The 11,252-nt window shown below is 62.0% G+C and carries 10 protein-coding genes and 1 rRNA gene; 8 read left to right on the top strand and 3 right to left on the bottom strand.

Annotated features, from left to right (window positions below; all coding sequences use genetic code 11):
• Window positions 1–3 precede the first annotated feature (3 nt).
• The 5 genes from argF (at window position 4) to QMK17_RS07665 (ending at window position 6,353) form a co-directional block, all read left to right on the top strand.
• A complete protein-coding gene (gene argF / locus QMK17_RS07645; protein ID WP_283507970.1) occupies window positions 4–939 on the top strand; it encodes an ornithine carbamoyltransferase in 936 nt (311 codons plus the stop codon).
• A complete protein-coding gene (locus tag QMK17_RS07650; RefSeq protein WP_442972706.1) occupies window positions 936–1,451 on the top strand; it encodes an arginine repressor in 516 nt (171 codons plus the stop codon). The genes argF and QMK17_RS07650 overlap by 4 nt, the downstream gene beginning before the upstream one ends.
• A 32-nt stretch (window positions 1,452–1,483) precedes the next feature.
• Complete coding sequence (gene argH, locus QMK17_RS07655) at window positions 1,484–2,917, top strand: argininosuccinate lyase (RefSeq protein WP_442972707.1); 1,434 nt, start codon at window positions 1,484–1,486, stop codon at window positions 2,915–2,917.
• 109 nt (window positions 2,918–3,026) lie between these two features.
• Window positions 3,027–6,044, top strand: a complete 3,018-nt coding sequence (locus tag QMK17_RS07660) for an AMP-binding protein (RefSeq protein ID WP_283507975.1) — start codon at window positions 3,027–3,029, stop codon at window positions 6,042–6,044.
• 90 nt (window positions 6,045–6,134) lie between these two features.
• Window positions 6,135–6,353, top strand: a complete 219-nt coding sequence (locus QMK17_RS07665) for a Trm112 family protein (RefSeq protein WP_283507977.1) — start codon at window positions 6,135–6,137, stop codon at window positions 6,351–6,353.
• A gap of 31 nt (window positions 6,354–6,384) precedes the next feature.
• Here the strand turns inward: QMK17_RS07665 and QMK17_RS07670 are convergent, their stop codons facing one another.
• From QMK17_RS07670 to QMK17_RS07680, 3 genes are read right to left on the bottom strand one after another with little or no spacing between them, the layout of a single operon-like run.
• A complete protein-coding gene (locus QMK17_RS07670; RefSeq protein ID WP_283507979.1) occupies window positions 6,385–7,002 on the bottom strand; it encodes a TetR/AcrR family transcriptional regulator in 618 nt (205 codons plus the stop codon).
• Entirely contained in the window at window positions 6,999–7,754 is a 756-nt protein-coding gene (locus QMK17_RS07675; protein ID WP_283507981.1) for an ABC transporter permease, read from the bottom strand. The genes QMK17_RS07670 and QMK17_RS07675 overlap by 4 nt, the downstream gene beginning before the upstream one ends.
• Window positions 7,751–8,473 (bottom strand): ABC transporter ATP-binding protein, encoded by a 723-nt coding sequence (locus QMK17_RS07680; RefSeq protein ID WP_283507982.1) that lies wholly within the window; start codon window positions 8,471–8,473, stop codon window positions 7,751–7,753. The genes QMK17_RS07675 and QMK17_RS07680 overlap by 4 nt, the downstream gene beginning before the upstream one ends.
• A 124-nt stretch (window positions 8,474–8,597) precedes the next feature.
• On the opposite strand from QMK17_RS07680, the gene QMK17_RS07685 reads away from it, so the two are divergent.
• From QMK17_RS07685 to QMK17_RS07695, 3 genes are all read left to right on the top strand, one after another.
• Entirely contained in the window at window positions 8,598–9,206 is a 609-nt protein-coding gene (locus QMK17_RS07685; RefSeq protein ID WP_283507984.1) for a DNA-3-methyladenine glycosylase, read from the top strand.
• Between the two features lie 65 nt (window positions 9,207–9,271).
• Complete coding sequence (gene tyrS, locus QMK17_RS07690) at window positions 9,272–10,543, top strand: tyrosine--tRNA ligase (protein ID WP_283508022.1); 1,272 nt, start codon at window positions 9,272–9,274, stop codon at window positions 10,541–10,543.
• A gap of 600 nt (window positions 10,544–11,143) precedes the next feature.
• A 16S ribosomal RNA gene (locus tag QMK17_RS07695) occupies window positions 11,144–11,252 on the top strand; the annotation flags it as partial.

Raw genomic sequence — 11,252 nt, forward strand, 5'->3', positions numbered from 1 at the left:
CCGATGGCACTGAAGAACTTCCTTCGGGACGACGACCTCACGCCGCAGGAGCAGGCCGAGGTGCTCGCTCTCGCAGCCGAACTCAAGCGTGCGCCTTTCTCCAAGCGCCCGCTGGAAGGCCCGCAGGGCGTCGGTGTGATCTTCGAGAAAAACTCCACGCGTACTCGCTTCTCGTTCGAAATCGGCATCGCGCAGCTCGGTGGACACGCGGTGGTCGTCGACGGCCAGAGCACCCAGCTCGGCCGTGAAGAGACGCTGCAGGACACCGGCCGCGTGCTCTCTCGCTACGTCGAAGCGGTCGTGTGGCGCACGTTCGGGCAGAAACGACTCGAGCAGATGGCAACGGGGTCCACGATCCCGATCGTCAATGCATTGTCCAACGAGTTCCACCCGTGCCAGGTGCTCGCCGATCTGCAGACACTCCTCGAGCAAAAGGGCACCCTTCAGGGTTTGAATCTCGCCTACTTCGGTGACGGTGCGAACAACATGGCGCATTCGTTGATGCTCGGTGGAGTGACCGCCGGAATCAACGTGACCATCGCCGCACCGAAGGAGTTCGCGCCGCTCGGTTTCGTGTTGGAGGCTGCGAGGGCACGCGGCGCGGAGACCGGCGCGACTGTCACGATCACCGAGGATCCCTACGAAGCAGCGTCTGGCGCCGATGCGCTCGTCACCGATACGTGGACTTCGATGGGCCAGGAAAACGACGGACTCGACCGCGTGGCGCCGTTCCGGCCCTACCGCATCGACTCCACACTGTTGGCGAAGGCGAAACCCGACGTGACCGTCCTGCACTGTCTTCCTGCTCATCGCGGTGAGGAGATCACGGACGAGGTTCTCGACGGTCCGCACAGTGTCGTCTGGGACGAGGCCGAGAATCGGCTGCACGCGCAGAAAGCACTGTTGGTCTGGCTGCTAGAGCAGGCCCGCCGACCGTGAGCGAGGGGCTGTCCTCGGTGCCGCTGACGGCCTCGACCCGCGCGGGACGTCAAGCGCGCATCGTGACGTTGCTGTCCACGCACCAGGTGCGCAGTCAGCCGGAACTGGCAGCTCTCCTCGCGGCCGAGGGAATCGACGTTACCCAGGCGACCTTGTCGCGCGATCTCGACGAACTCGGCGCGGTCAAGTTACGGGCGCCCGACGGCGGCGTCGGGGTATACGTCGTGCCCGAGGACGGAAGTCCGGTACGCGGTGTGTCCGGCGGAACCGACCGTCTCAGCAGATTGCTCGGAGAACTGTTGGTGTCCACCGATTTCAGCGGCAACCAGGCAGTTCTGCGGACACCTCCGGGGGCCGCCGGCTACCTCGCCAGCGCGATGGACCGAGCATCGCTCCGGGAAATCGTTGGAACCATCGCGGGAGACGACACCATTCTGGTGATCGCGCGTGAGCCGCTCACCGGCGGCGAGCTCGCAGACAAGATCGAGAAATTGGCCAGACGCGCGCAGTAGCGTCGGCCCCAGCACCACAGAGAGATGTGACAGTGAGCAACACGACCAACGAAGGATCCCTCTGGGGAGGACGGTTCGCATCGGGACCTGCCGAGGCAATGGCAGCCCTGAGCAAGTCGACCCATTTCGACTGGGTCCTCGCGACCTACGACATCCGGGCGTCGATGGCTCACGCACGCGTCCTCAACGGAGCGGGTCTGCTCACCCCGCAGGACCTGGGGACCATGCTCGACGGTTTGCAGCGGCTTCTGGAAGATGTGAAGTCCGGTGAATTCGTGGCCGCCGAGTCGGACGAGGATGTACACGGTGCGCTCGAACGTGGGTTGATCGATCGTGTCGGTGCCGAGGTCGGTGGGCGTCTGCGTGCGGGGCGGTCCCGCAACGACCAGGTGGCAACACTGTTCCGAATGTGGTTGCGTGACGCGGTGCGCCGGGTATCGGCGGGGGTGTTGGACGTCGTCGACTCATTGTCCCGGCAGGCGCAGGCTCACCCGACGGCAGTGATGCCGGGTAAGACACATTCGCAGGCTGCGCAGCCGGTTCTTCTCGCTCACCACCTTCTGGCACACACGCATCCGCTGCTTCGGGACGTGCAGCGATTCCAGGACTTCGACAAGCGAGCTGCGGTGTCGCCCTACGGTTCCGGTGCTCTTGCAGGTTCTTCACTCGGATTGAGCCCCGAGAAGATCGCCGCCGAATTGGGCTTCGACTCGTCGGCCGAGAACTCGATCGACGCGACGTCGTCCCGGGACTTCGCGGCCGAGGCGTCGTTCGTGTTGGCGATGACCGCCGTCGACCTGTCCAGGCTGGCCGAGGAGATCGTCTCGTGGAGCACTCCCGAGTACGGCTATGTGAGCTTGGCGGATGCATGGTCTACCGGTAGTTCGATCATGCCGCAGAAGAAGAATCCGGATGTCGCGGAGTTGACGCGCGGTAAGACGGGTCGATTGATCGGCAACCTGACCGGCCTACTCGCGACGCTGAAGGCGCAACCGCTGGCGTACAACAGGGATCTCCAGGAGGACAAGGAACCGGTCTTCGATTCTGTCGCCCAGCTGGAACTGCTCCTTCCTGCATTGGCTGGTCTGGTCGGCACGCTCGAATTCCACGTCGATCGAATGGCGGAACTTGCCCCGGCCGGGTTTACGCTCGCGACGGATATCGCCGAGTGGATGGTTCGTCAGGGCACTCCATTCCGAATTGCACACGAGGCCGCGGGTGCGTGCGTTCGGGTTGCCGAAGCACGCGGTGTCGGTCTCGACGAGCTCACCGACGAAGAATTGGCCTCGATAGATTCCTCGCTGACCCCGGCGGTGCGTGAGGTGCTGACAGTCGAGGGATCGATCGCCTCCCGTGACTCCCGTGGAGGGACGGCCGGTATTCAGGTTGCCAGCCAGCTCGGCGGCGTCCGAAGCACAGCGGAGACATTGCGAGCGTGGCTGGAATTGGGGATTCCCTCACACTGAGTCAGAAATAAAGTCATGCGCGCCGGATTCAGCACGGGCGGTGTGAGAAGCTTCTGACTGAGCAGCAAGTGGGCGGTTGGGTACCCGAGGTTCGGACGCAGGAGTTGTCGTGGTTGGACTGAATGCAGATGCGGTCCGTGGACCGTTGCGGCGCGCCGTCGCGACTGCGCAGAACGGGCTGGAGGTCATCCGCTTGGGTGGCCTCGAGACAGAGGTGGATCCCTCGCCGTACAAGATTGTCGACCAGGAGCCGATGTACCGGCTACGCCGTTATTTCGCGAGCGATGCGGAGGTCGGGTCGAGGCCTCCTGTCGTCCTCGTCCCACCGATGATGATGTCGGCCGACGTGTACGACGTGACCACCGAGCAGGGTGCTGCCGGAATTCTGCACGGCATGGGTCTGGACCCATGGGTATTGGATTTCGGGTCTCCCGACGCCGAAGAGGGCGGGTGGAGCCGCACTCTCGCCGACCACGTCGTCGCCATCAGTGACGTCATCGACAAGGTTCACGAGCACACCGGCCGTGACGTGCACCTGGGTGGCTACTCGCAGGGTGGAATGTTCTGCTACCAGGCTGCCGCCTATCGGGGTGGCCGACACCTGGCCAGCCTCATCACATTCGGCGCGCCCGTCGATACTCTTGCGGCGCTGCCTCTCGGTATCCCCGCTGGTGTGGCAACGAAGGGCGCGGAGTTTCTTGCCGACCACGTCTTCACGCGCTTGGCGGTCACCGGATGGATGGCGCGTACCGGATTCCAGCTACTGGATCCGGCCAAGACCGTCAGGTCTCGGCTCGACTTTCTGCGTCAATTACACGACAGAGAAGCACTCCTTCCGCGGGAGCCACAACGACGCTTTCTTGCCCTCGACGGCTGGGTGGGCTGGTCGGGACCCGCGGTCGCCGAATTGTTGAAGCAGTTCGTGGTGCACAACCGCATGATGACGGGTGGATTCGTCATCAGGGATCGGTTGCTCACGTTGTCCGATCTGACAGTTCCGATTCTCGCGTTCGTCGGTGAAGTCGACGACATCGGCCAGCCGTTGGCAGTACGCGGAATTCGACGTGCTGCCCCACGTGCCGAGGTGTACGAAAGCACTTTGCGCGCGGGGCATTTCGGACTGGTAGTCGGAAGTACCGCGGCGTCGCAGACGTGGCCGACCACCGGCGAGTGGATTCTGTGGCGAGAAGGGCTGGGGGAGAAGCCTGAGGCTGCCCACGAGATGACGTACGACGCCCATCAGGATACCGAAAGTGGTGTCTCGGTGAGCAATCGCCTTATTCACACTGCTGCGTCGATCGCGGAGGTCGGCGTTGGTGTGGGTCGAGGCCTGGCAGCGGCAGCGACGGGAGCTGTCCGCGGAACGCGTGAGATCTCGTCCGAGGCTGTCAGAACCTTGCCTCGCTTGGCACGGCTCGGGCAGATGCAGGCGCACTCGACGGTGTCGCTCGGCAGGCTGATCGCTGAACAGGGCCGCAAGTCTCCCAACGGGGAGTGCTTCCTGTTCGACGACCGCGTGCACACCTATAAAGCCGTCAACACCAGGATCGATAACGTCGTGAAGGGGCTGGTTGTTTCCGGTGTGCGCCCCTCGGCTCGCATCGGGGTGTTGATGGAGACGCGTCCCAGCGCCTTGGCTGCGATAGCGGCACTCTCCCGAATCGGCGCGGTGGCTGTGCTACTTCCTCCGGGCGGGGATCTCGACAGTGCACTTCGCGCGGTGGACGTCGACACGGTCATCACCGATCCCGAGAACATGAAACCGGCGACGATGGTGGCGGCGAATGTTCTGGTGCTCGGCGGCGGTGATGTACGCCAGCTCGACGTGCCGAGTGGCGCGGACGTCGTGGATCTCGAGGCGATCGATCCCGATTCGGTGAGCTTGCCTGCCTGGTTCGAGCCCAATGCCGGCCGCGCACGAGAATTGGCGGTAGTTCTGTTCACCGCGACTGATCGAGGTTTGGAGCCTCGGTTCGTTACCAATCACCGGTGGGCACTGTCTGCTTTCGGTACCGCTACAGCAGCAGCGCTCGGGCCCGGCGATACTGTCTACTGCCTTGCACCGCTCCATCATTCGGCCGGCTTGTTGGTCAGCGTTGGTGGTGCACTCGCTGGTGGATCGCGGATCGCCCTCTCGCGGGGACTCGATCCCGCTCGGTTTGCCGGCGAGGTCGCTCGCTATGGAGTGACGGTGATCAGTTACACGTGGGCGATGATGGAGGAAATTCTCGACGACGAGGATCTCGATGTCGGCCGTAACCACCCGGTGCGCCTGTTCATCGGATCGGGAATGCCGGTCGGGTTGTGGAAGCGGACGCTGGAGGTGTTCTCGCCTGCGCGCATCCTCGAGTTCTATGCCTCGACCGAGAACGACGTAATTCTGGCCAACGTCGGCGGCACGAAGATCGGCTCCAAGGGCCGTCCACTACCCGGTAGCGCCAAGGTTGCGCTGGCTGCGTACGACCCGATCACCGGCCGCCTCGACGAAGACGAGAACGGTTTCGTTCGAAGGTGCCGCGACGACGAGATCGGCCTTCTTCTCGGCCGTCCCAGCAACGAGGGTGAAGTGACGAGTCCGCTGATGCGCGGAGTCTTCGAGTCCGGTGATTCCTGGGTGCCGACGGAGAATTTGTTCCGTCGCGACTCGGACGGCGACTATTGGCTCGTCGACCGCAAGGACACCGTCGTGAAGACAACACGTGGCCCCGTGTTCACGCAGCCAATCATCGATGCCTTCGGCGACGTGCCCGACGTCGAGTTCGTGGTGGTCTACGGAGTGCCAGGAGGTGGAACGTCGGCGACCCCGCGCCGCCTCGACCATGTTGCCGATGAGATCGCTGTCTGCGGTATCTCGCTGCACGGAGAGAAGTCGCTGCCGGCCAAGACGATCACCGATGCGATCGCGGTTCTCCTGCCCTCGCAACGTCCCGATATCGTGCAAGTAGTGGACCGGATTCCGCTGGGCCGAGCGTATCGGCCGCGCGCGTCCGAACTGCAGAAACTCGGCGTTCCGATTCCGAGTGCGCGTACCTGGTACTACGACAACGACTCGGCGACGTACCGGAGAATGACCAAAGCTGTGGTCTCCGAACGATTCGGCGTCGATATGGAGTCCATCGGTCGGTAGCCGATGGCAACGGACAGGTCTGCCCAGGTAGGTTTGGCGGACCGGCTCCTAAATGGGAGTCGCAAGAACACAGAGAGCAGGATGGAAGACGTGGCGATCGATCAGACACTCCTCGGTATTCTCGCGTGCCCGGTGGACAAGGGTCCACTGTTGCTCGTGGAGAACGAGTTGCTCTACAACCCGCGCCTGCGTCGTGCTTACCCCATCGAGAACGGCATCCCGGTATTGCTGGTCGACGAGGCCCGCGACGTGGACGATGTCGAGCACGAATCGATCCTGTCGCGTGCGCAGTCGGGCGCGAGCAGCTAGTTCGTCGCAGGTATCAGTTCGTCGCGCACATCTAGTTCATTGCGGGCAGCGGCCCGGTGAGGTACCGCTGAAGTGTCGGTCCGATCGAGGCGATCACCCGAGCCTGAGGCATCGACGCGATCGGCTCCAGTTTCAGGATGTAGCGAGTCAGGAGCAGCCCGGACATCTGCGTGGCGACCAGAGTGAAGCGTTCAGGTGCCGAGCCGGGGGGCTCATCGACGCGAGCGGCGATCTCTCGAAGTACCACCTCCATGAGGAAGCTGCCGATCAAGGTTGTGTCCCCCTCGACGATGAGTGAACGAAATGCGGCGACCACAGCCTCGCCTTGGTCCGACTCCCAGACATTCATGACGGCTGTGATCAGCGCCTCTCCGAGAACATTCGTGTCCGCCGCCAACACTGGCTGGAGGATGATTCCAGGGTCGATGGGAAGTTCGATCGCAGCCACGAACAGTTCACGTTTGGTGCCGAAATAATGGTGCACGAGCGCCGAATCGACGCCAGCGTCGGCCGCGACTGATCTGACCGAGGTCTTGTCGAAACCTGAGCCCGCAAATCGTGTCCGAGCGACTGCCAGAATTCTTTCCCTGGTGCCGGACTGCCCAGGTCGGCGGCCGGACTTGGCGCGCTGCGCGGCTATGTCGGTCATGGAGTCCGCCTTCGCAACGTTGCAGCCGCAGCGCACAGCGCAGCGACAGTGAATCCGACGACGATCGCGATGTCGAGGCCCATGCCTGTGGTGAACATGGATTGCGTCGAAATCTGTTGCAGCGCATCGACTGCATAGCTCAACGGCAGGACGTTACTGATCGCGTGCAGCCAGTCCGGCATCTGGTCGCGGGGGACCAGGAGTCCGCAGAGAAACAACTGCGGTACCACGACAACCGGCATGAATTGGACAGCTTGAAACTCTGTGCGAGCGAATGCACTGCACAACAGGCCGATCGCAACTCCGAGGACCGCATTCAGCACCGCGATGACCAGTACCCACGTGATGGATCCTGCGGCAGTCAGACCCAGTAGCCCGAACGCGACGACACAGGCGAGGACGGCCTGTGCAATAGCGGCCACGGAAAATGCGCTGGCGTAGCTCGCCAGCAGATCCAGCTTGGACATGGGCGTGGTCAGAAGCCGTTCGAGAGTGCCGGAACTGCGTTCACGCTGCATCGCGATCGACGTAACCAGGAACATCACGACGAAGGGGAGTATCCCGAGCATGGTGATGGCAATTCTGTCGAACAGCGGCTGTGCGCCTGGGGCCGTCGGCACATTGTCGTACAGGAAATTGAGCAGCACCATGAGTAATGCTGGAACGAGCAGAATCATCGCCACGGTCCGGCGGTCGGCCCGCAGTTGACGCAGAATCCGGTTGGTCCCCGCGATGTAGATCGAACTTGTCATGACGCCTTCTCCGTCGATCGGATGAGTGAGAGAAACGCCTGCTCGAGATTGCTTTCCTCGGTACGGGTACGGAGTTCGTCGGGACTTAGTTGGGCGATCACTGCGCCACTGCGCATAAGGATCAGGCTGCTGCAGTGTTCGGCCTCCTCCATGACGTGGCTTGATACAAGCAGGGTCGTTCCGCAGGAGGCGATCTCGTCGAATCGTTGCCACAGTTCGACTCGCAGTACGGGATCGAGGCCGACGGTCGGTTCGTCAAGGACAAGCAGTTCCGGTTCGGCGACGAGTGCACTTGCCAGCGATACTCGGCCCAGTTGTCCGCCAGAGAGTTCTCCGGCAGTCGATGTCATGTGGTCTTTCAGTCCGACCGAGTCGATCGCAGCGGTGACCTCCGACGCTCCCTTGCCATACATTGCCGCAAAGTAGGCAACGTTCTCGCGAACGGTGAGGTCCTTGTACACACTCGGTGCCTGCGTGACGTATCCGACCTTCCGTCGGAGGTCCTTCGAGCCTGCAGGTGAACCAAGTACCGTCACCGAACCCGATGCAATGATCTGCGTTCCGACGATAGACCTCATCAATGTGGTCTTTCCGCAGCCCGACGGACCGAGCAGACCGGTGATGGTTCCCCGAGGAATAGTCACGCTGACCCCGTCGATGACCGTGCGTTTGCCTCGGCTGACGATGAGCGAATCGACGACGACTGCGCTACCGGTCATGAGTGCCTCCGTGAAGGACGACGAGCACGGTTACGAACTCATCGTGCGATGAATTCATCTCATGATGAATTTAGACCCGGCCGCCGAGTCGGGTCAAGGGCCGCCACCGGGCATGATCGGCAGGATGGATGTCGAGCTCTTGAGTCAGCACCCCGTCGATGCCGCTCGGGCCCTGCTGGGTGTCGAGGTACGGACGGCAGACGTGTCCGTGCGGATCGTCGAGGTGGAGGCGTACGGCGGACCGGACGGCGGACCGTGGCCCGATTCGGCAGCACACTCCTATCGTGGACCGACACCGAGGAACTCCGTCATGTTCGGACCGGCAGGCAGGTTGTACGTCTACCTGAGCTATGGAATGCATCTCTGCCTGAACGTCACGTGCGGACCCGACGGGGAGGCGGCTGCAGTTCTTCTACGTGCAGCGGAGGTGGTCGACGGCCTCGACGTTGTTCGTACGCGGCGGAGTCCGAGTGCGATCGGCGACCGGATCGCGAGCGGACCCGGCAACCTCGGCCAGGCGCTAGGCGTCTCGCTCGGTGACAACGGCACCGATCTGTTCGACGCGACCGCCTCGATTCGGCTTCTCGAAGCGACTACGGCGCCGAGTGCTGTCTCGGAGGGTCCACGGGTAGGAGTGACGACTGCTGCCGAGAAGCCGTGGAGATTCTGGCTTCCCGGTTCACCCGCGGTGTCGGCATATCGGCGAAGTCCGCGGGCGCCGCGCAGGCCCTGAGGTCAGGGCTGGCGTACCGCCTGCGAACTCGATGCGGGAAGATCGACGCCGTGAGTGGAAACATCGTGAGTGGAAACATCGTCGACGAATTGACCTGGCGCGGATTGATCGCGCAGTCCACCGACTTGGACGAATTGAAGAAGGCGACGTCCGCGGGACCGATCACGCTGTATGCGGGTTTCGATCCGACCGGACCGAGTCTGCACGCTGGACATCTAGTTCCGCTGTTGGCGCTCAAGCGTTTTCAGCGTGCCGGACATCGTCCGATCGTCATGGCGGGCGGCGCGACCGGTTTGATCGGAGATCCCCGCGACGTGGGGGAGCGAACGATGAACTCGTCCGACACAGTTCGTGACTGGGCCGAGCGTATCCGCGGGCAACTCGAGCGCTTCGTCGAATTCGATGACAGTTCAACCGGCGCGATCGTGGAAAACAATCTGAACTGGACTGGTGAACTGTCCGCGATCGACTTCCTTCGCGATATCGGTAAGCATTTCTCGGTCAACGTCATGCTCGCGCGCGACACGGTCAAGACAAGGCTCGAGGGCGACGGTATGTCGTACACGGAGTTCAGCTACATGCTGCTCCAAGCGAACGACTACCTGCAGCTTCGTCGAACGTACGGCTGCATGCTTCAGATCGGAGGATCCGATCAGTGGGGGAACATCGTCGCGGGTGTCGAACTGAACAGACGTAAGGACTCCGAATCGGTGCACGCACTGACCGTTCCGCTGGTCACGTCGGCCGACGGTAAGAAGTTCGGTAAGTCGACGGGAGGAGGAAGCCTCTGGCTCGACCCCGAGATGACCAGCCCCTACGCCTGGTACCAGTACTTCATCAATACCGGAGACGCCGATGTGGTGAAGTACCTGCGCTGGTTCACGTTCCTCGAGCAGGAAGAGCTTGCCGAACTGGAGGAAGCAACCCGCGATCGGCCGCACGCGCGTGAAGCGCAGAAGCGACTCGCCTCCGAGATGACGACGTTGGTGCACGGCGCAGACAACACTCGTGCAGTCGAACTCGCAAGCCAGGCGTTGTTCGGGCGGGCAGAGCTCACCGATCTCGACGAGACCACTCTGTCGGGTGCGCTCGGTGAAACCGCCATTGCCGAGATTGCCGAGGGAGACACCCCGTCGATTGTCGATCTCCTCGTTGCCACGGGTTTGTCCGACAGTAAGGGCGCCGCTCGACGTGCGGTGAAGGAGGGCGGTGCATCGGTGAACAACCAGAAAATTGCCGACGAAGACTGGACGCCGTCACCCGAGGACTTCCTTCATGGGATCTGGCTCGTGGTCCGACGCGGCAAGCGAAACTTCGCGGGCGTTCGACGTAGCTGACACAGTCGGCAGAGGTTCGCGACGACCTGGTTCACCAAAGGTGGTACGGGTCACATAGGTGTGATTCGAGGGCTGAAGTGAGTATTCGCCGGGTCTACCAACCTGCTACCTCGATGTTTGCCGGGAGTCCACCCGTCGACCTGGGGATTTGACGCTATGTTTTCGGTCGCGTAACTTTCTTCAAGTCAGAGCGAGACGGACACCGACCAAGTCTTCATGGGTTTGGACACGAGGTTGTACGGTGCTTCTGACCGAAGGTAGTATCTGCTGTGTCCCCCAAGAGTCGGGCCTTGTGTCCGAGACCAAGCTGGGATAGGCTGGAACGGTTGCCCCGGATGCTGTCAAGTGTTGTGCTTGGTGGTTGATGGTGTGTGCGTGTTCTTTGAGAACTCAACAGTGTGTCGATGAATGTCAGTGCCGAATGTTTTTGGTGCTCATGCCTTTCGGGGTGTGGGTGTGACATCTTCTTGCTTCATTCTTCCCGTCTGAAGTGGGTTGATATTTGTTTTATAGCTAGTTGAGTTTTTTTGCTAGTGATTTGGACTTGATGTCATTTGACTGATTAGCAGCCTCCTTTGGGGGTTGTGATATCTAGAGTCTTTTACGGAGAGTTTGATCCTGGCTCAGGACGAACGCTGGCGGCGTGCTTAACACATGCAAGTCGAGCGGTAAGGCCTTTCGGGGTACACGAGCGGCGAACGGGTGAGTA

Source organism: Rhodococcus sp. G-MC3 (genome assembly GCF_030063335.1).
In the GTDB taxonomy this organism is placed as follows: domain Bacteria; phylum Actinomycetota; class Actinomycetes; order Mycobacteriales; family Mycobacteriaceae; genus Rhodococcoides.